This is a genomic window from Runella salmonicolor, assembly GCF_024158025.1.
Lineage (GTDB): Bacteria > Bacteroidota > Bacteroidia > Cytophagales > Spirosomataceae > Runella > Runella salmonicolor.
Map to the genome: position 1 here is coordinate 268,406 of NZ_JAMZEL010000001.1, position 20,315 is coordinate 288,720.

The 20,315-nt window shown below is 42.9% G+C and carries 20 protein-coding genes; 2 read left to right on the top strand and 18 right to left on the bottom strand.

Annotated features, from left to right (window positions below; genetic code table 11):
• Window positions 1–4: 4 nt before the first annotated feature.
• Complete coding sequence (locus NCI00_RS01230; RefSeq protein ID WP_253524149.1) at window positions 5–1,330, bottom strand: APC family permease; 1,326 nt, start codon at window positions 1,328–1,330, stop codon at window positions 5–7.
• Between the two features lie 48 nt (window positions 1,331–1,378).
• Entirely contained in the window at window positions 1,379–2,083 is a 705-nt protein-coding gene (gene radC / locus NCI00_RS01235; protein WP_253524151.1) for a RadC family protein, read from the bottom strand.
• 64 nt (window positions 2,084–2,147) lie between these two features.
• Here radC and NCI00_RS01240 point away from each other — a divergent pair, with 64 nt between their 5' ends.
• Window positions 2,148–3,158 (top strand): glycosyltransferase family 2 protein, encoded by a 1,011-nt coding sequence (locus NCI00_RS01240; RefSeq protein WP_253524154.1) that lies wholly within the window; start codon window positions 2,148–2,150, stop codon window positions 3,156–3,158.
• Between the two features lie 60 nt (window positions 3,159–3,218).
• Here NCI00_RS01240 and porN read toward each other — a convergent pair whose 3' ends face one another.
• From porN to sucD, 8 genes are all read right to left on the bottom strand, one after another.
• Window positions 3,219–4,298 carry a type IX secretion system ring subunit PorN/GldN gene (gene porN / locus NCI00_RS01245; protein ID WP_253524157.1) on the bottom strand — a complete coding sequence of 360 codons (1,080 nt, stop codon included), beginning with the start codon at window positions 4,296–4,298 and terminating at the stop codon, window positions 3,219–3,221.
• Between the two features lie 79 nt (window positions 4,299–4,377).
• A complete protein-coding gene (porM, locus tag NCI00_RS01250) occupies window positions 4,378–5,973 on the bottom strand; it encodes a type IX secretion system motor protein PorM/GldM (protein ID WP_253524159.1) in 1,596 nt (531 codons plus the stop codon).
• A 94-nt stretch (window positions 5,974–6,067) separates the two neighbouring features.
• Complete coding sequence (gene porL / locus NCI00_RS01255; protein ID WP_166561639.1) at window positions 6,068–6,871, bottom strand: type IX secretion system motor protein PorL/GldL; 804 nt, start codon at window positions 6,869–6,871, stop codon at window positions 6,068–6,070.
• A 108-nt stretch (window positions 6,872–6,979) separates the two neighbouring features.
• Entirely contained in the window at window positions 6,980–8,089 is a 1,110-nt protein-coding gene (gene porK, locus NCI00_RS01260; protein ID WP_166561638.1) for a T9SS ring complex lipoprotein PorK/GldK, read from the bottom strand.
• A gap of 260 nt (window positions 8,090–8,349) precedes the next feature.
• Window positions 8,350–9,321, bottom strand: a complete 972-nt coding sequence (locus NCI00_RS01265) for a PorP/SprF family type IX secretion system membrane protein (protein WP_253524161.1) — start codon at window positions 9,319–9,321, stop codon at window positions 8,350–8,352.
• Between the two features lie 161 nt (window positions 9,322–9,482).
• Window positions 9,483–10,265, bottom strand: a complete 783-nt coding sequence (locus NCI00_RS01270; protein WP_114460626.1) for a uroporphyrinogen-III synthase — start codon at window positions 10,263–10,265, stop codon at window positions 9,483–9,485.
• A 31-nt stretch (window positions 10,266–10,296) separates the two neighbouring features.
• Window positions 10,297–11,472 carry a DUF4271 domain-containing protein gene (locus tag NCI00_RS01275; protein WP_253524163.1) on the bottom strand — a complete coding sequence of 392 codons (1,176 nt, stop codon included), beginning with the start codon at window positions 11,470–11,472 and terminating at the stop codon, window positions 10,297–10,299.
• A 94-nt stretch (window positions 11,473–11,566) separates the two neighbouring features.
• A complete protein-coding gene (gene sucD, locus NCI00_RS01280; RefSeq protein WP_114066509.1) occupies window positions 11,567–12,442 on the bottom strand; it encodes a succinate--CoA ligase subunit alpha in 876 nt (291 codons plus the stop codon).
• Between the two features lie 281 nt (window positions 12,443–12,723).
• On the opposite strand from sucD, the gene NCI00_RS01285 reads away from it, so the two are divergent.
• Window positions 12,724–13,296, top strand: a complete 573-nt coding sequence (locus NCI00_RS01285; protein ID WP_253524165.1) for a DUF6962 family protein — start codon at window positions 12,724–12,726, stop codon at window positions 13,294–13,296.
• 7 nt (window positions 13,297–13,303) lie between these two features.
• Here NCI00_RS01285 and NCI00_RS01290 read toward each other — a convergent pair whose 3' ends face one another.
• From NCI00_RS01290 to NCI00_RS01325, 8 genes are all read right to left on the bottom strand, one after another.
• On the bottom strand, window positions 13,304–14,410 hold the full coding sequence (locus NCI00_RS01290; RefSeq protein ID WP_253524167.1) for a mandelate racemase/muconate lactonizing enzyme family protein: 1,107 nt from the start codon (window positions 14,408–14,410) through the stop codon (window positions 13,304–13,306).
• 15 nt (window positions 14,411–14,425) lie between these two features.
• Window positions 14,426–15,040, bottom strand: a complete 615-nt coding sequence (locus tag NCI00_RS01295) for a Uma2 family endonuclease (RefSeq protein ID WP_253524170.1) — start codon at window positions 15,038–15,040, stop codon at window positions 14,426–14,428.
• Window positions 15,041–15,088: 48 nt separating this feature from the next.
• Entirely contained in the window at window positions 15,089–15,628 is a 540-nt protein-coding gene (locus NCI00_RS01300) for a hypothetical protein (protein ID WP_253524174.1), read from the bottom strand.
• A 43-nt stretch (window positions 15,629–15,671) separates the two neighbouring features.
• The gene (locus NCI00_RS01305) at window positions 15,672–16,334 is read right to left on the bottom strand and encodes a thiamine diphosphokinase (RefSeq protein WP_253524176.1); all 663 of its coding nucleotides are present in this window, start codon (window positions 16,332–16,334) and stop codon (window positions 15,672–15,674) included.
• A gap of 35 nt (window positions 16,335–16,369) precedes the next feature.
• Window positions 16,370–17,518: a hypothetical protein gene (locus tag NCI00_RS01310; RefSeq protein ID WP_253524178.1), complete on the bottom strand. Its 1,149-nt coding sequence runs from the start codon at window positions 17,516–17,518 to the stop codon at window positions 16,370–16,372.
• Between the two features lie 66 nt (window positions 17,519–17,584).
• Entirely contained in the window at window positions 17,585–18,313 is a 729-nt protein-coding gene (locus tag NCI00_RS01315; protein WP_253524180.1) for a fatty acid desaturase, read from the bottom strand.
• Window positions 18,314–18,376: 63 nt separating this feature from the next.
• A complete protein-coding gene (locus NCI00_RS01320) occupies window positions 18,377–19,516 on the bottom strand; it encodes a helix-turn-helix domain-containing protein (protein ID WP_253524182.1) in 1,140 nt (379 codons plus the stop codon).
• A 45-nt stretch (window positions 19,517–19,561) separates the two neighbouring features.
• Window positions 19,562–20,242: a GIN domain-containing protein gene (locus tag NCI00_RS01325; RefSeq protein WP_253524184.1), complete on the bottom strand. Its 681-nt coding sequence runs from the start codon at window positions 20,240–20,242 to the stop codon at window positions 19,562–19,564.
• Between the last annotated feature and the right edge of the window lie 73 nt (window positions 20,243–20,315).

A 20,315-nucleotide genomic window follows, 5' to 3' on the forward strand; every position in this document is an offset into this window, starting at 1 on the left:
CATACTAATTTTTTGTATTCAATGCTCTTTTCCATTTAAAATATACGTAGGCGATTCCTCCCAATCCCAGAAAAAACAGCCCTGCCAGCGCCTGTTCAGGCTTTTCGATAAGCGTATTAACCACAACAAAAGCCGATAAAGCCATAAATATCAACGGCGTAATTGGGTAGGCAAGGGTGCTGTAATTTCGTTTTAGTTTGCGCTGCCTGAACTTAAAAATGGCCGCCGCGGTGAGGAAGAAAAAGAAAGTGTCTACAAACACCACATAAGTGATGAGATTGGAGAAGGTTTTCCAGAAAATCAACAATACAATTGTCCAGAAAGACTGAAAAATAATGGCCCAAAAAGGCGTTTGATAACGGGGATGAATCTCGGCAAACTGCTTAAAAAACAACCCATCCTGCGCCATTGCAAAATAAATGCGCGGCGCAGTCAAGATATAAATGCCAATGGTTCCTAAGACCGACAACACAATCAAAAATGAAATAAATTTAGCGCCCAATCCCCAAACGGTAGAAATAGCTTCTGAAGCCACGCCCGTAGAAGCCGCAATCCGCTCAATGGGCAACAACTTTAAATAGGCAACATTTACGCTTAAATACGCTAAACATACGATACCAATTCCCATCAACATTGCGCGAGGCACGAGTCGATTGGCATCTTTGACTTCGGCCGCAATAAACGTTGCGTGTTGATAGCCTCCGTACGAAAAAGAAACCCCAATCAGCGCCAATCCAAAGGAGGATACAAGGGGTAAATTTTGCGCATTGGAGGTCCACGTAAAATCTGTAATGTTTATGGCGTATGTTCCTGCCACAAAACCAATGATAACCACCACGGCGATACCCACCAATTTGGCTGATGTAAAAACAGAGGCAAACACGCCACCCCATTTTACGCCCAGCACATTCATAATGGTGAGGAGCGCAATCGTGAAAACAGCCACCGCGAGCTGCACATTTTCTGACATGGGAATCAGTTCATTCAGGTACGAAGTAAAAACCAACGTGAGCGCCGCCAATGAACCCGTATTGATCACCAACAACATGGACCAACTGTATAAAAACGCAGGAAGCTCGCCAAATGCTTCCTTTAAAAACACGTAAAAACCGCCTGCTTTTGGGAAAATAGAAGCAATTTCGGCAAAAGTAAGTGCACCACACAAAGCCACCACCCCTCCCGCTACCCATACTCCCAACATCCAGCCTGTGGTGGGCAAGTAGCCCGCGATTTCAGAAGGTGCCCGGAATATTCCCGAGCCAATGCTCGACCCTACCGCAATCATGGTCAGGCTGAAGAGCGTAATTTGTTTTTTAAGTTGGTGAGACATGGATTAAAAACTAAAGGTTGGGCAGTTACAAAATTGAGTTATCTCATCTTAAAGCAATCCTTCGTCGGCAAAACTCAGGTAACCGCCATCCGTAAAGATAATATGGTCTAAAACAGGGATTTCGAGCAGCTTACCCGCCGCCGTAAGGCGACGTGTAAGGTCTTTGTCGGCCTCACTAGGTTTGAGATTGCCCGAGGGATGATTGTGTGCCAAAATAATGGCACTGGCCAAATGTTCAACGGCCACTTTAAATATCATTTTCGGGTCGGCTACCGTACCCGAAACCCCTCCTTGGCTGATTTGAACGGGACGAATGACCTCATTGGCCCGATTGAGCAACAACAACCAAAACTCTTCGTGAGGTAAATCCAATAAATAAGGCCGAATTTGTTCGTACCCGTCTTTTGAACACGTAATGCGTGGTTTTCGCACAATTTCACTTTCTTTACGACGTCTTCCTAGTTCCAATGCAGCAATAATCGTAATGGCTTTTGCTTCGCCGATACCCTTGATTTTCATTAAATCTTTGGTGGTCAACTTGGCCAATTCGTTCAGATTATTAGAGGCTTTTTGGAGAATTACCTTTGCCAAATCTACCGCCGATAGTTCAACGGTACCTGAGCCAATCAAAATAGCAATCAATTCGGCATCTGTCAGCGCGGCTTTTCCTTTCAAAAGCAATTTTTCACGGGGACGGTCTTCCTCCGCCCAACTCAGTATTTTTCGTGATGAAGTGTAGTCGTTTTCAGTCATGAAGAGGTCATAGGTGGTCGTTCGTGGTAAAAATACTAACTTGCCAGTGAAATCAAAGCGAGTCATGCGTAAATACAGTATTATTATCCCCGTTTATAATCGGCCCGACGAACTGACCGAGTTGTTGACGTGTCTGGTAAAACAAACTTTTACCCATTTCGAAGTCATCATTATTGAAGATGGTTCACGAATCAAATGTGAGGAGGTTGTCCAAACCTTTAGTCAACAACTGGAAATTCACTACTTCTACAAGGAAAATGGCGGCCAAGGCTTTGCCCGAAACTACGGATTTGAACGGGCAAAAGGCGATTACTTTGTTATCCTTGACTCCGATGCACTAATAGAGCCCAATTATCTGAGCATTGTTGACCACCGATTGAATACTGATTACGTAGATTTATACGGCGGTCCCGACACCGACCATCCAAGTTTCACTTCTATTCAGAAAGCCATCAGTTATTCGATGACTTCCCTATTTACAACGGGCGGTATTAGGGGTAAAAAAAGTAATTTAGGCGGCACTTTCCACCCTCGTAGTTTTAATATGGGCATTTCTCGCAAAGTGTGGGAACGTACGGGCGGATTCCAAATCAGCCGAATGGGCGAAGATATTATTTTTAGCATCACCGCCCTCCGAATGGGTTTCAAGTCAGCTCTGATTCCAGAAGCATTCATTTATCACAAACGGCGCACTGGGTTTGGGGCCTTCTTTCGGCAGCTACGCTTCTTTGGACGTGCGCGAATCAATATAGCCCGCTTTTATCCAGATGAACTCAAATTAGTTCACACCTTTCCTTTTCTGTTTACTCTTGGTTGCCTCAGTATTCCCTTATTGTGGTTGATTCATCCGTGGTTATTTCAGGCAGGAATTACCTTTTTAGCAATTTATATCATTCTGCTGTTTATCGACGCCACTCGACAATCAAAAAGTCTGGAAGTAGGATTTTTGAGCATTATTGCAGCATTTGTACAGCTCTTTGGTTATGGATTCGGCTTTGCGCAGGAAGGGGTAAAACGCTTACTTGAAGCCAAAACCCACCGCGAAACAGGCGCTACGGTTGAGTATCCTTCCTGAAAAAGCATAAAAAAAGCGGCCATGGTGACCGCTTTTTTTATGATACCATAATGGTAATCATTAATATTCCCACAAACCGTGCTCTAACTCCATCAACTCATTTTCAAGTTGAATAGATTTCCAGAGTGCTTCTTTTTCACCACCATAAATGGTAATGAGGTCTTGGTCTTTGGGGTTGGAAGTTTTGATAATACGACCACTGAACAGACGAAGATCAAACGCATCCGCTAAGTTTTTGTGCTGAGCAGTATTGTATTCGTTGAACCAGATAAATTTCTTTGGATCGCTACGGAACAGCTTGTCCAAGTCTTTGTATCTAAAAGTAGCAATCGGCTTTTCAATTCCTCCAGGATTCAATTCAGATGGTAATACAATCGTAATGGTTTGAATATCGTAAATCAAACGTGAACGCTTGCGGTCAAAAATCCAATCTTCTTTCATTTCTAGGATTGGAATATCCTTAGGAAAAAATTGGTTCTCTTCCATTTTTTGCGCTTCAGCCGCAGCAATTGCGGCGGCTTCTTCCGCCATTTTGCGTTTGATTTCGGTTGAATCTACTTGAGGCTTTACAGGTACTTTGGCAACTTGCCCCTTTTTACCTTTGGTAGTCGTCTTCTTTTTTGGTGCTGGCGTGCCCCAACCATCGTCTACGGGTTGTGTTTCTTTTTTGGGCGCAGGAGCTCCCCAACCATCATCTGCCTTGGCAGGCGCTTTAGGGTCTTTCTTTGCAGCATCTCCCCAAACATCCCCACCTTGAGCGGCATTGTCAGTACCAAAACCGGCTTTTATTTCATCTTCGGTCAATGTCTGCCCTTGATTTGGCATTTGAAGCGCCTTGCTGAAATCCGTACTGGTCATTTTTTTGGTCATATCGGCATCTACATACGCCTCCAAAAGACCCGCCTTTACAGCGTCCATGATGTACTTTGTGATTTCATTGCCTACTGAAAACATAGGTTGATTTTGCTTTTCCCGCAAATCCAACCGGCGCCACAGTGTGCGCTTCATCATAACATCAGCATCGTTAATCTCGCGCACTGACAGCGGATTGACACCCTTCGTGTCTTTCTCTTGGGCTTGAGTGCTCATGCTCAATGCTACCAAGGCCGCACTACCTAATAGGCTACTCCATCTTTTCATTTTCTTTGAGCGTTATTTTGATTACTTTATTACTAACGAAATCTATTTCTTGTTAGTACAAAATCGAAAATCAGTATTGTTAATTCAACGGAACAGTCCGCGATTCAGTACCTATCCCTGCATCCTGAACGTCTCCTTTAAAGTTACGACGCTGTACGCCTGACACTTCAATCACAAGACGATCTCCCGGCGCTGCTTGAGCTGCCAAAGCATTGATTGAACCACTTGGCCCCGAAATAACAACTGGCTGTCCTTTAGGGCGAGCGCCACTTGCTAAACGAACGGTAATTTGACCCACGCGGAAATTTGCATCTTCGGGCGAATAATTGATTAAACTCTCATCCGCAATCGCTTTTACAGAAATATTCCGTGCCATACTGGCCGAAATAGGGCGTTTATCGTCCACCAATGCGCCATTGATATAATATTCCAAACGAGGCCGAGGAACGCGGTTTACGCGGAAGCCTTCGGTACCAATCAAGTTTCCTTGGTTCGAAATATTCAATTTAACATTTCTATTGTTTGGAATAATAATTACTTTCCCTTTGCCATTGTTGATAACTTCGGCTCCATCAGCCGTAAAAGCCGGATTCCATAAAGGTCCTAAGCCTGGGCTTTGAATACTCAACACGTTCTTACAACCCAAAAACAAAGGCGGCATCGAAGCTGATTCAATATTATAGGTTGGCTTAGCAACTTTATAATCATATTTCATCGAAATCGTAGTATCACGACCGCTCGGCGTAGGGAATGAAATAACTCCCGACAGGGTTTTGGCGGCCAAACCATCTTTGTCATACGAACCACCTTGAGCCGTAAATTCAATGATTCCCTTTCCATCCTGTACCCTCAATGGTGCTCCACCTAAACTCATTCGTGGCGTAAGTGAACTCGAAGAAGCCGCAATAAACATCTCTCCTTTGAACTTAGTACCCGCCACAACTACGTTAGACTCGGCGCTAATCATTGCCAGAATTTTATCAAACTTAATGTCTTTCGCACCTACTTTAGCCGCCAAAGCATCAAGGACTTCCGCTTCTAAACGACGAATTTCCGATTGTTTTTGACTCAATACCGCCAATGCCGCAGGAACGGGTGTTTGCGCAAAATTCAATTCTGCAAAGTCTTTGGTACGTTGATCTTTGTCACGCTTGGCGAGAGGGTCTTCTTTACCATCGAGCGCTAAGGGAGCAAAGCTAGTTCCTGAGATTTTATTCATTTGCTCTACGAAACCGTTAAGCTTGTTTTTCAGCTCATACGCTTTACCGTTCTTTGAAGGTCCAATCATGTAAATAGCTACCTTATCCTCTTCGTTCGGGTTTTTAACTTTTCCTGTTTCAGGGTCAATTCCTCCACCAGCCTCGGTTGCTATTTGACTTTTTATGGCATCAATCTCACTAATCATCCCACTTGCTATCTTGCGCACATCTTCAGCTTGCTTGACAATCGCCACTTCAAAAGCTCTATTTCCAGACTTTTCGACTTTATCTCTGATATTTTCAACAGTTCTTGCGTTGATTTTGTTAGCGGCGTTTGACGCAACCTCCATACTGTTGTTCAACAATTGGAATTTTTCCAACAATGCCGAACTTACTTGCAAAGCCAGCATGGCCGTCAAAACCAGATACATCATCCCAATCATCTTCTGACGGGGTGTCTCTTTTGCTCCTGCCATTTTTAAATAGTTGAATTTTAGCTTACTTTAATTGATTTTAACGAGGGTGACAGTTGTATTTAAGGGTTCAGAATTTTAATTCTGAACCATCAAATTATCCTCGCATTGCGGTTAGCATATTACCGTACACATTGTTCAGGGCCGTGATATTGGTTGTCAATTTTGACATTTCAGCCTTAAACTGCTGCGATTCTTTGGTTGCATCCGCCATATTAGCCATCGCATTTGTCAAGTTACCATAAAATGCATTCATGGCCTTGAGGTGCTTGGTTGTATCTTGCAATTCCAATTCATACACGGCATTAAGCGCGCCCATGTTTTTGGTAATGTTTTGGAATTGCTCACGATATTGTTGGGCATCTTTGGTTGCATCTGCCATAGAAGACATCGCATTGATTGCCACGCCGTAAGACTTATTCATATCATTGATTGATGCCGATGCAGTTTTTACGTTTTTAGCGTAATCGTTGGTCGCAATGGTTGCGTCGGTCAAATCTCCGATTTTGGATACTGTATCTGTCAGGTTTTTAAATCCTTTACCAAGATTATTGAAAATATCTGGTGATATGTTGGCTTCGGCTAACATTTTATCCATGTTGGCAGTCAAACCAACACCTTTTTTCTCTTCTTTACGCGAAGGCACTGGCGCCGCATCGTCCGCTAATTCAGGGTATACTTTTTCCCACGCGTATTCTTCAGAAGCAGGGTATAAAAAGCTTTGTACTGCGTACAAAACGAAAATGAAAGCTTCGGTCAAAAGACCAACTGTCAAAATCTCACCGCCACCTTCGATGTGGGTAATTTTTGCCCAAGCACCGATGATTACAACGGCTGCTCCGAGCGCATAAGCAGTAGGGACTATTTTACTCCAGAAAACACCTTGTTTTTGTGCTGCCATAACAGAATTAAAATATTGGTTTAATAGAATCGGTTACAATAAATAAAGGTCGTAAAAAAGAAGGGTGCCGCCGGGCAGCACCCTATATTTTAAGGTAATAAAGTCGAATTATCTTTTACGTCCACGGGTAGTAGCTGCACGACCAGCAAGGTTTTCAACTACGCAACGGAAACCAATGAACGAGCGTTTATTGTCTTCATATTCCCAACCGCGTGTTCCTGTTTCGAGGAAGTAAGCAACATCTTTCCATGATCCGCCCCGCACTATCTTACGTGGTTCGTCAGGGTTGTCATTCATTGGGTTCATATCCCAGTTTACAATCGTAGCATTATCGGCATAAGCATCCAACGTCCATTCCGCTACGTTACCTGCCATATTATACAATCCGTAATCATTGGCATTGTAGGCATTTGCAGGGGCAGTATAAGGATATCCGTCGGCGTCATAATTACCACGCTGTGGTTTAAAGTTTGCTAAGAAGCATCCTTTTCCATTGGCTACGTAAGGGTTACCCCAAGGATATTTGGCAGAGGCACGTCCACCGCGAGCAGCCCATTCCCATTCGGCTTCGGTAGGCAGGCGGAATTTTGGAGAACGATATTTACCTTCTTTTGCTCGGTAATCGTTGTACAGATTAGAGCGCCATTCTGAGAAATAGCGAGCGGCTTTCCAGCTTACTCCAACGACTGGATAGGTATCAAAGGCGGGATGTGAATAGTAATATTCAAGCATCGGGTCACCGTTGTGATACGTAAAATCTTTTTTCCAAACCGTAGTATCGGGATGGTACTTTGAGATAATTTCTTCTTCTCCCAGTACTGACAGTGAGTCAGTCATCAGAGATGCCACAAATTGACGATACTCGTGGTTTGTTACTTCAGTATCATCCATGTAAAACGAAGTAATGGTTACTCGGCGGTTAAAATTGACCTGCGTAGCGGCAACATCTTCGTCAGCCTGCCCCATCATAAAAGAACCCGATGGGATAAGCACCATTCCGAATGGAGTATCCTGCTTATAGTCTTTACGACCCGTTGCAATTACTTCTCCGTTCCGAACGCCGATTTCCTGTTTGGCTCCTTTTTTGCCCCCTTTTCCTCCTTTGCTGTTTTTTCCGCCAAATTTATCTTTGACAAATCCACAACTTTGCAGCATCATCGCTACCATCAAAATCCATGCTCCTTTGGTGGCGCAGCCGAAAAATACCCTCTTGCTCATGGTTATTCCCGTTAGTTTCAAAATTCAGTATAGAAACGAAGTTCTATGTGTTTATTGTGTGTTTTTTTTAAAATTCTCTTTTACTGCTACAAAGAAGGGCTTTATTTATTTTAAAATTCCCCACAAGCCCCCAAAATTACTAAAAAACCATTAATTTTTTATCAAACGGTACAACGGTCTTCCAACAATAATATTGCCAAAGATTGAATTCGGCAAAAAAATAATATTCTATTTAATAATACGCCCAATTATTCCCTGTATTAATACCTAAATCTTGGGGTACGTACAATTGTTTTTTTACCTTTTGTAAGCGCTGGGAGTGCATAAGAAAGCATCACTTCGTACGACGCTGGGGCTTTTACACTGCGACTCCCACCTACCAAATCAACGGCACCCGCCAAACGAAGCGCTTTGTTGCCAAGCAGATTTATGCCAGCGATAATATTATAGGATTCTTGCACACGGTAGGTGATTCCGCCAAAAATCCATTCATCCCAAGTAGCCATTACGCCCCCTTCTACCGACAACGTTTTAGGGTTGAAATCCGTCAGGCTTTTTACAAGGATAAGGGGCTGTATTTCCAATCCATACAGTGGTTCCCAACGATAACCAGCAGTCAAATAGGCATTGGGGGCTAAAATACTATTACCCGTATCTCCTCCTAAATTAAATTTGGGTCGATTTAGGTGATTAACGCTTGCACCAACATAAAAAGTACTTGCATCATAAAATACTCCTAAAGAAATATCGGGCTGCGTAACCCCTAAACGTCCGACTGGGATAAGTGGGTCACCTGGTTCACGGGAAACCAAGCGACTAAAATCAATGTATCTGTTTTGAAACCCTACCCGCGCACCGATTGCTAGGGTATTCTCATTGATATTCATTCGATAAGCATACGAGAGCTGGACTTCTTGGCTTCCCATTGCGCCAATTCGATCATTGACGTAATTAATACCAACGGCACTTTTTATAAAATTCAGTGGAACACTTCCTGAAAATACCAGCGTATTGGGGGCACCGCCGTCTCCTGAAGTAGTCTGATACCCTTGCCACTGAATACGATTCAGCAACTGAAATCGGGTAGTTCCGTCGGCGCCTGCCGTGGCCGGATTATAATATAATTGATTGTGCATGAACAGGCTAAACTGAGCATCCTGCTGCGCCTGTACATAGCTTAATTGGGCAAACCAACTTAATATGCTCAATAGTAGTAGTTGTGGGTATTTCATATCCAATTCGCCGGTATTTTCAATACAAACGACAATTAGCGAAAAAAATTTGATATAAAAAAAGGGTTAGTTTCCCAACCCTTACTATAACGCATAAAAAGAGATAAGTGTTGCGGTTTTGCTCAAATTGTCCAGAGAAAAACGGCCCTAAACCTTTCTAATTAGATATTATTGGCTTTTTTGATATATATTTCCAACGCCCCAGTCATTGAGGGAGCATTGGGCATTGGAGCCTCAATGTCTAAAATCAAGCCTGCATCCGCCACCGCCTTTGCGGTCGTAGGGCCGAAAGCAGCTATCCGGGTTTTGTTTTGCTTAAAATCAGGGAAGTTATGGAATAGAGAGGTAATTCCAGAAGGACTGAAAAAGCAAATAACATCGTAAAACACTTCTGTCAAATCCGACAAATCTGAAGACACGGTTTCGTACATTACGGCCTCGGTAAGGTGTAATTCGTAGTTACCCATGAATTCGGGGATGTCGTTGCGCCGCTTGTCAGAACAAGGAAACAAAAACTTTTCGGTTTTGTGTTTCTTAATTAAATCTAACAAATCAGCCGCGGTTTTTTGACCTGAAAAAATCTTCCGTTTGCGTATTTGAATGTACTTTTGAAGATAGTTGGCGGTTTGCTCCGTTACGCAGAAATATTTCATTTCGGCAGGCATTTCCAACTTAGCTTCCTTACAAATACGGAAGAAATTATCTACGGCATTACGGCTGGTAAAAATAATAGCCGTATGCTCCATGATGTTAATCCGTTGCTTACGAAAATCCTTAAAAGAAATACCCTGAACTTCGATAAAAGGGCGAAAATCGACCTTTACGCTGTATCTGCGCTCTAACTCAAAATAAGGGGACTTTTCATCAGTTGGCCGAGCTTGGGTGACCAAAATGCTCTCTACTTTATTCAACCGGTCTTGTTGCATCAAAATCGTTTCGCTCATATCAGACGTTTGGTGGGGTTCTCCCCACTTCTTATAGGGCATACCTTACCCCGATGATGATGGGGATTAATTCAACAATGCAAAGGTACGAAATTAAATATAGATTTTTAACAGTTGTGCTGTTGCTAATTGTAAAGAAGATTAAAATAGCTCTAAAAATATAAAAGACAATTACTGGAATAATGAGTACCGAACGGATGATTGGCGACCAGTCAACAATGTAAAAAGAGGCCACTGACGCAATCAATATGAGCGCCGAAAAAAACAACAAGGAAGACTGTAAAACCTTGAAATAATGCACATTAGCTACACCTTCCAAACGATACAAAGTCCCTAAAATATACAAACCAAAATATTTTCCTATAAATCCCAGAAAACAGATAAATGCTATTTTTAAATAATTTAACCAAGTATCAGAAAACGCCTGTCCAGTTGCTAATAATTCTTTTGATGAAAACAGATTATATTCTTTATCCTGCGTAAACAAATACAAATAGGCTAATTCCAGACTAAGCAAAACCACAAAAAGAATATTGGTTCGGCTAAAGGGTTTATTGATCATAAATGAATCATCCCTGAAGTCCATCTGAAATAAATCTGGAAGGCTATAAATCCGATTAAAAGCCCGGGGCGAGGTATTGAACAGGAAAGCTGCAAAGGTAAACAGAAGCAAAATCCCCAAAATGAAAAAGTTGGCAATCGAGGCTTGCTCTCGGGGTTTTAGGTTCAAAAACGATTCTTCCTCAATCGTAATCAGTTTTTCAACGGCGGCTTTTCGATGACCAATAATCACGACTTTACCCGCCTGCCCGGGCGTTCCGTATATTGTTATCATCAACTGCGGACGCCTGAATTTTTTATAAAGACTGTCTATTTTCATCACTCGCCAGCTTCCTGCCTTGAGGTTTTCCTGCAATGAGCCATTCAGAAACAGATAATTATTTTTTTCAACGTACAACAGCAGTTCATAATGCAGGTTGCTTTCTAAATCCAAGAGAGTATTGAGCGCCAGTTGATTACCGTGCTGTTCGGCCACGTACGGAACGTATTCTTTTTCTCGCTGATCATACACAAGCCAATCTTGCGCCAAATTTTTCACAAGGAAGTACTGCTTGTCTGGCCCTACTTCTGCCCAAAGGGGAGCAACGCTGCATAACAATAGCAGCCACGTAATATATTTGAACCTATGAACAACTTTCTTCGTCATTGGCCGATACTCATTTTTAATCCCCAAAATAGATGCAGGCAGCTTGGGATACCCAAACTGCCTGCAAAGTTAGAAAAGATAACAGTAATATCGGTTAGTTACGACCTAAGGCTTTCAACATTGTTTCACCAATCAACGCTGGTGATTCTACCACGAAGATTCCACACTCACTCATAATGCGCATCTTAGCCGCAGCCGTATCATCAGCACCACCAATAATAGCACCTGCGTGGCCCATACGACGACCTTTAGGGGCAGTTTGACCAGCAATAAAACCAACGACTGGTTTAGTACCGTTTGCTTTAATCCAATAGGCGGCATCGGCTTCCATGCTTCCTCCGATTTCTCCTATCATCACGATTCCTTCCGTTTCGGGGTCATTCATGAGCAATTCTACCGCTTCTTTGGTAGTAGTACCAATGATTGGGTCGCCTCCAATCCCAATGGCAGTGGTTTGGCCAAGACCTGCTTTTGTCAATTGATCAACCGCTTCGTAGGTCAATGTACCTGACTTAGAAACGATGCCGATGGTTCCTTTTTTGAAGATAAAACCAGGCATAATGCCCACCTTACATTCGTCGGCCGTCATTACTCCTGGGCAGTTTGGACCAATGAGACGGCAGTCTTTTGTCGTGATGTATTCTTTCGCCAACATCATGTCTTTGGTCGGAATACCCTCTGTGATACAAACGATTACTTTGATACCTGCATCGGCGGCTTCCATGATGGCATCAGCGGCAAAAGCTGGCGGTACAAAAATGATTGACACATCGGCACCTGTGGTATTTACGGCATCAGCAACGGTGTTGAAGACGGGACGGTCGAGGTGGCTTTGGCCGCCTTTGCCTGGAGTTACTCCACCTACAACATTTGTTCCGTACTCAATCATTTGTTGGGCATGAAAAGTACCTTCGGAGCCTGTGAAGCCCTGCACAATTATCTTTGAGTTTTTATTGACTAATACGCTCATTGGTGGTTAGTATAAAATTGCGTGATTCAAAATGATTAACTTTATTTTATTCAAGACAGAAGCCAAAAATTTTTCAGTAAAAGTAGGTCGAAATAAAGAAAGTACAAAAGCACCCCTGAAAGAAAAATTTTTGAAGGCCTAAATATTGCTTATTTTTCTGTTTAAAACGGTAAAATACTGATACCTTGCTAAGGCTTTTTTAAACATTTATCGCTGTTAATCATCGGTCATTTATGGCCAATAAAACGTTAGCCCCTTAACCTTTAACTTCTTGTGTAAGAATGATTCAACTCTCCAACGCCTTCTCAGACGCTGTCGTAGCCACTGTATGTATTGTCGTTTTTTTTAAATTCTTTGCTTATGTTCCCTTCCATAATCGACTCCTCTGGGGCGTATTTTTGGTAACTGTATCACTGGCGGCGGGTGCTGGTGTATTCCGTTATTTGGGGTTTCAGCAATTAACCGATACCCATCGCTCCCTCTCAACACTTGCAGGTAGCGCTGGGCTAGCAAGTGTGGTAGTTGCCATTTGGGGGTTAGTGATGCGCCAGACCATCTCCCGCCCTACCGTCATTGTAACCCTCTCCTTCGGACTTATTTTATTTATCTTTCTACTCTATCCCGCCTTTCAGGTTTTCAGCTCCGTTGTTCAGGCTTTTACGATGCTTGTCGTGATGTTGATTGCAGTTTTCGGGCTTATGCAAAAATACCAAAAAGCCATCTGGATTGTGATTGGAGTGATGATTCTGGGCATTGCTACCAAAGTAGCCACCCAACACCTACCTTTCAGTCCAATCGATGTATATCACTACGCATTGGCCGCCATGGTTTTTTGTTTTGGTAAAGCCGTGTAAGGTTAAATCATTCGACGACAAACGACTCCATGCGCCGCAAAAAATCTTCTTCTACCTCGGCACCGTGCCCTGGCAAATCTGGAATAATTACTTGATAATGATTTTGATAATGAATCCCGCCCAATATTGGATTTTGGGCGTGTTCAAAAGGAGAATCTAAATCATAAAAAACGACGTTTTGCAAAGCAGACGCAAAATGGGCATTGGCCGAAATCCCCAAACGCGATTCCGACATACACCCAATCATACACTTGATGCCCGCCGCTTCGGCAATGGCGTTGATTTTTAACGCATTGCGCAAGCCGCCACTTTTTGAAAGCTTTATGTTGAAAAAATCAACGGCCTGTTGGGTCACCAATTTGATGGCATCTTGCGGAGAAAACAGCGACTCGTCGGCGCAAATAGGCACGCGGGCGTTTTGTCGCAGCCGCGCCAAATGGGCGTAGTCCCAATGTTTTACGGGCTGTTCGCAGTACTCCACATTCCAGTCGGCAATCGTATTCAAAACCGTAAGCGCGCTGATGTAATCCCACCCCTGATTGGCATCGGTACGGAGGGGAATGGCGTCGCCTATAGCTTCACGAATGGCGGCAATACGCCGAATATCATCTTTGGCGTTTGTTCCTAATTTTACTTTAATGGCTTCCGCACCACGTTCTTTTATTTTAACGGCATCAGCCGCCATTACCTCGGGTTCGGCAATATAAATGGTTTCATCAGTAACAATCGGACGATTGGTGCCGCCCAAAAACTGATACAGAGGCATATTGGCGTACTTGGCGGCCAAGTCATACAACGCCATGTCAAAGGCACTTTTTACGGTCGGGTTTCCGCTCAGATAACGGTCCATCGCCGCCAAGCAGCCTTCTATATCCAACGGATTTTTACCAATCAGCAATTTGGCCAAATCATAAGCTGCCGCATACGCAGTGGCTTGGGTTTCGCCCACTATCATCCAAAAAGGGGCACCTTCCCCCGTACCATAAAGGCCATCTGAGGTATAAATTTTGACCAGAATGTTGCGTGCTTCTTCAATAGTTCCAATCGCAATCGTGACGGGAGCCTGAAGCGGAATATTAAATTTATAGACTTCAATGCGAGTGATTGTAGACATGGTTTTCCTTCAATATTAATTTACAATTACCCCTTTTTTGCTCAAATAAGCACCAATATTGAATTTATTGTCTTCCATTAGCTCAATCTCTTGATTCCAATGAAGGGTTTCGATACGCTCTGGAGTTGCAATCATAACTACTTGTGCTTCCGTAAGAATCCAAAACACTTTTTGAGTCCCGAAGTCCAACATTTTTTGTGTCTTCTTATAAATATATCCCGTTTCGGTCATCGATTCAACATCGGCATCAATATCTATCTCCAAAGCAATTTTTGGAGGTACACTTGCGTACTTTCGTGAAATTTTATCGGGCGTCAAAACCGTCTGTTCAAAAATTGCAATATCGTTAGCTAAGTTATTTTTGTGGTCAATGTGCAAACCTGCTTCATTAATCAAAACAGTATACATTTCTTCATCAATAAACTTGCCGATAAATGCCGACAAATAGAACACAATCAGTGCCTGTAAACTACTTGACCCCATAATTTCTACGATAGATTTTTCACCCGACAGTACTTGACGATAACCTTTATAATACACAGGCTTTCCATCCATGATTTCATAAATCAAGTTCTCTGGCACTTTTTTCGGTGCTTTTCGTATTTTTCGGGGTGTATCCAACGCTGTCATGCTCCCTGATTATTTTTTCAAAGTTACTAAAATCTTAACGTGCCCAAATCAAATACTGTCGTCAGAGGCTGTAGGTATTATTTTTTCTGACCAAGCCCATCTTTTCAATCTTTTTTTTTCATCATGCAAAATCAAAGAAGAAAATACAGCAGGTAATTGATGCCTTTTTCCAAAATTTAGCACTATAATTTCATTTTCAAAGTTCGGTTTCAAGTATTTCTCCCTTACATTAAAACTCGGCTGACAGCAATAGATAAGCAGTCGTTCAGCATAGTTTATATCCCTACTCCAATCTTCATCAGCAGGAGATATATCCGATTCTCCTGCAAAATACCCTAGATAAATGGTGACGTCAGAAGGCACATCAGGTATCCAATCACGTTCGTGGCTTTCCATTCTGTATCTAAAAACGTTTCGATCACTTTTTCCAATATACAAAAGAGAATTTGCTCCATAAACAGGATGAGTACCGTAGATTTGGTAGAGGCCGTAATCGAATTTGAAATCTTTTTTTTCTTTAGCGTCTTTTATTGTCAAAGGCCCTTCCCAAACGATTTCAATCTTATGTATTGGTTCGATATTAAACATATTTCCATTTTTTAATTGACTTTACCCAAAAAACCCTAAATTATCAATCCCAACACTCCATAATCAACAGATCTCCTGCACTCGCCGAGATTTTCACAAACCCATCTTCCGCTGCTTCGTTGCTGTTGCCGCTCCGATAGCCGAGCCGCAAATAATCTCCTTGAAGGTTGTATTTTAAGCCTTCCGTTTGGATTCCTTCCACCATTCCGACGGGCACGAGCGAAATGGGCGTGCCTTTTACGTACCATTTTTCAAAGGTCCCGACCAACGGAAAAATCTTGGAGTAATCGTCCAGCATCACGATTTTGATTTGGTCTTTGTAGCGCACAATGTTCGTCATATTTGTCAGACTATGGTCAGCGCGGCGGCCCGTTGCCCACACAATGTTTACGGCTGGGAATCCCCGTTCTATCAAAAATTCAATGCCTTTTTCCAAGTCCGTTTTGTCTTGGTCGGGTGCATGAACAATTTCGAGCGGATAATGTCGGGAGGCAATTTCATCAATGTCAACATTGTGGTCAAAATCACCCAACAGGACATCCACCTTTATTCCCAAATCCAATACCCGATGAATGGCGTGGTCGAGCACGACCACAAACGGCGACCATTCGAGCAATTGTCCCATCAATTCAAAACTACAGCCCTCGCCGTTGGCAATCAAAAGGGCTGGTTCCTGCTTTTCGCGAACAACGTGGTGTGAGGACATTTTTTAGTAGTGAGGAGTGAGAAAATCTCATAGTACTAAATACCCACTCCTATTTTTGGGATTGAATGAATGATTGATAACGCAAAGAAAGCGACAAAAAGCCACTTGGTACGCTCAAAAAGTTGTTTTTGTTGAGATACCCGCGCCAAAATGCCCAACGTAAACAGCAATGAAGAAGGAGCCAACCGCCTGAAATATAGGCTTTCGATGGAGGCATCTGTGAGATAAATGCTTATCGTAAAAAGCAAATAAGCCAAGGCCACTAAAAAAAAGGGCTCTTGCAGCATGAACTTGGTCATGTTGTCCGCATTGATTTTTATCTTTTTCGTCAGTCGTAAAAAATATATTAAGTGCCTCACAATCATCCCAATAAGCACCCATTGCAACAAGGCAATGCCATAAATAAACCACTTGACCGAATCATTCAAGCCAAGGTTTTTTAGGTCCCAATCACGTACCGCAAAAAACAGTAATTCCTCTCCCAAACCGCGCATTCCCCGCCCAAGCCGTTGATTGAAAGGCTCCGTGGGCCAAAATCCATGTCCGCCCGTGTAAGTATCTGTGTGGTAAAAATTGAAGAATAAATACCCAACCATCCATACCACAAAATAGAAAACCGCCTTGTATTGACGGCGAAGCACCAATGGAATCAGCAGAAAAATACCAGCATAACGCGTAAAAAAGGCGGCCACAGCAAAAATCACGCTACCTTTTTTTTGCCATTGACTTACGCGGTCTGTTGGAGAAAAAAACACGCAAAAACCCAAAACGAATAAAATAAACAGCGTTTCGGACCACGTATTTGTGTATAATTGAATCAACGACGACGCCGAGAACCCTAACGACACAAACCACGCTTTGTCCCGAAAACGACGCTGAATCAACCAAAAGCACCCCGCTAATGCGAGAAGATTCACAATTTTAGACGCAATTTCTATCGAAAAAGGAGCCAGAAAAGCCACCGTTGCAATCAGCGCAGAATAGCCAATCGGCCATATAGCGCAGAAAGTTTCTTTTCCTTCAAACGTTATGACGTAGCCCTTGCCATTGAGCAAGTTTTGAGCCGCCTCAAGATAAAAATGAGAATCGGGAGTCAGAAAATAGGCTGAATCAGCGCGGAGCTTGAGATAAACTACCGCACAAATGAGCAGGAACTGAAAAACCAAGACAATGCGATTCAGCATACTTATTTCCCTGAAGATGCCTATTATTTGCTTATTGCAGCGCTGTTCAGGGTGACAAATATAGTATTACTTATCCGCATCTGCCATGCGCTCCCGCGCCTTCGGCAATTGCCACCACGGCAGGTAAGGATAGGCATGATGCTCCAAATGGTAGCCAAAAAAATAACAACTCAAAAACGCTTTGACGTGATTAAGCGATTGACTGCGCGCATTGAGCGGTGGATTGTGATGCTCGCCGCGATGGGGCAAATAGGTACCGAAATAAAACAACTGAAAGGTGCTCAACACCGCAGGAATCATCCAAAAAACCACCAGGTTTTCCCACGGAAACCACAGTTTCAAAATGTTGTATGTCACGGCCATCAACAGCACTTGCAACACTGAAACGTATTCTTTGGCAAAAGCAAAAAACCACAAAAAGAAATTGGGATGCCCGTCATGATAATCGGGGTCGTCGGGCGTAGCAGCGTGGCGATGATGTAAATGATGCTTGGATGAGAGTTGTTTGTAATTGTTAAACGCAAACAATGAGGCACTTAGAAAGCCTATCACATAGTTCAATCGCTTATTGTGAGGAGCCACCACACCATGAATGGAATCATGAGCGGTGATAAACACCCCCGTATAAAGGTGCATTTGCAGCAACACAAAGACATACACTAACGGGTCGCGAAAATCAAGAGGATAGTGGAGCAAAAAAACCAAACTTCCAAACCATAACAACAGGACTGTGAAGGCTATCCAAAGTCCTTTTTGGCCGATTTTGGTAGGTTTGATAACGGGAATTGAAGACATCACAAAAAGTGGTTATGCATTTTTAACGAAAACGCGGGGTCTTTTGTTCTCACACCCCCACAACTACACAAACTCTTTCGGTGATTGCCCCGTAAATTTCTTAAACGCCCGGTTGAAAGTCGATTTGGAATTGAACCCGCATTCCATCGCTACCCCCAACAGCGATAAGTGTGCGTTGGAGGGGTTTTTGAGTTGGCGTTTGACTTCTTCAACGCGGTATTCATTCACAAAATCATTGAAGTTTTTGCCAAAGTTTTGATTAATGGCCGCCGAAAGCATCGAGGTATTGGTTTTGAGTTTAGTGGCCAAATCGCTCAACGAAAGTTCAGGTTCGAGGTACAGCTTTTGTTCTTTAAACAACTGCTCAATTTTCGGTTTCCACTCCGAATAATCATTGGTCGACCCAGATGGTGGATGAGCGGGCGGGTTGGCAGGCTCCCCCACCAACGATAATCCAATGGCCTCCACTTTATTATCTTTAAAGATGAGTTTGATAGGCTGATGCTGGGCGTATCCTTTTATGCCCACATAGGCGATGATTACCACCGTGAACAAATGCCACCACCAATCCTGCTCAAAGGGCAAATCGCCCAAGGCCCAATCGGCAATAGACCAGCTCAGCTTAAACACTTCTCCCGCAATGATGAGGTAAATAAAATTACGAATCCACACAAAACTGATGGTTTCTGTGTCGGAAAACTGGGTTTCGACCCAGCGGCGGTATTCTTTGTAGAGCCACAGCGATTGATAAAAATAGTAAATATAAGAACCCCAAATGGCAATGCTCTCCAGCCAACCCAACCAATACGCCAATTCCGAACTTCGAAAGGTGTCAATCGTTTTTTTTCCCTGCACAAAAACCACGAAATTAACCAGAAAGTAAACGGCATAAAACGAATAATGCCACAAATGTGCGGCTTTAAACCGAAAATGACGGTTGATTTGGGCTTTAAGGTAGAAGTAAATGGTAGGCGCAAAAGCCAGATGAAAGTATCGGGGAAACCCGTCAAATTTTTCCCAAAGGATATTGATTCCCGAAAAACCAAACGTGTAATCCTGAATCTCCATGGCGAGAAAGAACATGACCCATCCTAAAAATTTATCGGAAAGCCGCTCTTCCTGCCAACCACGAAACCACAGTAAAACCGCAAATAGTAACCCTAAAAAGTATCCGAATTGTAAAGGCGTTTGATAGATTGACATAGAGAAAATGTGCTTTTTCTACAACCTGCTTGGCGTACTGTTTGTTTAATGTTTAATCCTAACAGAGCCATTGCCCATTATTCCAGAGATGTGTTCTACTTTGCCAGGCCCAAACTGACCTACATTTCCGTTGCCCGAGCCATGCGCCGTGAGCGATATTTGCGCATGTACGTCCACATTTCCGTTGCCGTAAGATTTTACCTTGGCAGTTTTGGCAATTAGTTTTTGGGCGTTAACATCGCCATTTCCGTCCTTTTTAATGTCGAGTTCGTCAATATTTCCTTGGAGGGTGGCGTTACCATTGCCACTATTTTCTAACCTAAAATACCGCCCTACAATACCCGCAACGTGCATACTGCTGTTGCCACGGTGCTGAATCACAGAGGCTTCGGGCATGGTCACCTTCACTTTTATGCGTGTATCTTCCACGTAGAGTTTATTGCTGGCATTTCCTTTCAAACCAATCGTCAACACGCCCTCTTTTCCTTCTTTACCGACATACAACAACGGCTCTAAGTTTTCATCAATTTCGATTTTTATCGAGAACGTTTTGCCGATTTCCACTTCAATCTTTCCATCCAAATCTTCCAGATTAATCTTGTCAAAATCCCGAATGTCGTAACTCTTCTGAACGACTTTGCCCGTGCCCTTTAACGGCCCGCGTTGGGCTTGAACCAGTAAGCCAAGGAGACTAAAAAACACACTTACAAATACTATCTTTTTCATAAGTTTTATCTTTATACAATTGATAATAAGTTGATTACAGGCAATTCTTCGTAACAAAAAAGGATGTTTAGGG

Excerpts from the sequence above, each read along its gene's own strand:
- NCI00_RS01230 (WP_253524149.1), bottom strand. The coding sequence starts at position 1,330 with ATGTCTCACCAACTTAAAAAACAAATTACGCTCTTCAGCCTGACCATG.
- radC (WP_253524151.1), bottom strand. The coding sequence starts at position 2,083 with ATGACTGAAAACGACTACACTTCATCACGAAAAATACTGAGTTGGGCG.
- NCI00_RS01240 (WP_253524154.1), top strand. The coding sequence starts at position 2,148 with ATGCGTAAATACAGTATTATTATCCCCGTTTATAATCGGCCCGACGAA.
- porN (WP_253524157.1), bottom strand. The coding sequence starts at position 4,298 with ATGAAAAGATGGAGTAGCCTATTAGGTAGTGCGGCCTTGGTAGCATTG.
- porM (WP_253524159.1), bottom strand. The coding sequence starts at position 5,973 with ATGGCAGGAGCAAAAGAGACACCCCGTCAGAAGATGATTGGGATGATG.
- porL (WP_166561639.1), bottom strand. The coding sequence starts at position 6,871 with ATGGCAGCACAAAAACAAGGTGTTTTCTGGAGTAAAATAGTCCCTACT.
- porK (WP_166561638.1), bottom strand. The coding sequence starts at position 8,089 with ATGAGCAAGAGGGTATTTTTCGGCTGCGCCACCAAAGGAGCATGGATT.
- NCI00_RS01265 (WP_253524161.1), bottom strand. The coding sequence starts at position 9,321 with ATGAAATACCCACAACTACTACTATTGAGCATATTAAGTTGGTTTGCC.
- NCI00_RS01270 (WP_114460626.1), bottom strand. The coding sequence starts at position 10,265 with ATGAGCGAAACGATTTTGATGCAACAAGACCGGTTGAATAAAGTAGAG.
- NCI00_RS01275 (WP_253524163.1), bottom strand. The coding sequence starts at position 11,472 with ATGACGAAGAAAGTTGTTCATAGGTTCAAATATATTACGTGGCTGCTA.
- sucD (WP_114066509.1), bottom strand. The coding sequence starts at position 12,442 with ATGAGCGTATTAGTCAATAAAAACTCAAAGATAATTGTGCAGGGCTTC.
- NCI00_RS01285 (WP_253524165.1), top strand. The coding sequence starts at position 12,724 with ATGATTCAACTCTCCAACGCCTTCTCAGACGCTGTCGTAGCCACTGTA.
- NCI00_RS01290 (WP_253524167.1), bottom strand. The coding sequence starts at position 14,410 with ATGTCTACAATCACTCGCATTGAAGTCTATAAATTTAATATTCCGCTT.
- NCI00_RS01295 (WP_253524170.1), bottom strand. The coding sequence starts at position 15,040 with ATGACAGCGTTGGATACACCCCGAAAAATACGAAAAGCACCGAAAAAA.
- NCI00_RS01300 (WP_253524174.1), bottom strand. The coding sequence starts at position 15,628 with ATGTTTAATATCGAACCAATACATAAGATTGAAATCGTTTGGGAAGGG.
- NCI00_RS01305 (WP_253524176.1), bottom strand. The coding sequence starts at position 16,334 with ATGTCCTCACACCACGTTGTTCGCGAAAAGCAGGAACCAGCCCTTTTG.
- NCI00_RS01310 (WP_253524178.1), bottom strand. The coding sequence starts at position 17,518 with ATGCTGAATCGCATTGTCTTGGTTTTTCAGTTCCTGCTCATTTGTGCG.
- NCI00_RS01315 (WP_253524180.1), bottom strand. The coding sequence starts at position 18,313 with ATGTCTTCAATTCCCGTTATCAAACCTACCAAAATCGGCCAAAAAGGA.
- NCI00_RS01320 (WP_253524182.1), bottom strand. The coding sequence starts at position 19,516 with ATGTCAATCTATCAAACGCCTTTACAATTCGGATACTTTTTAGGGTTA.
- NCI00_RS01325 (WP_253524184.1), bottom strand. The coding sequence starts at position 20,242 with ATGAAAAAGATAGTATTTGTAAGTGTGTTTTTTAGTCTCCTTGGCTTA.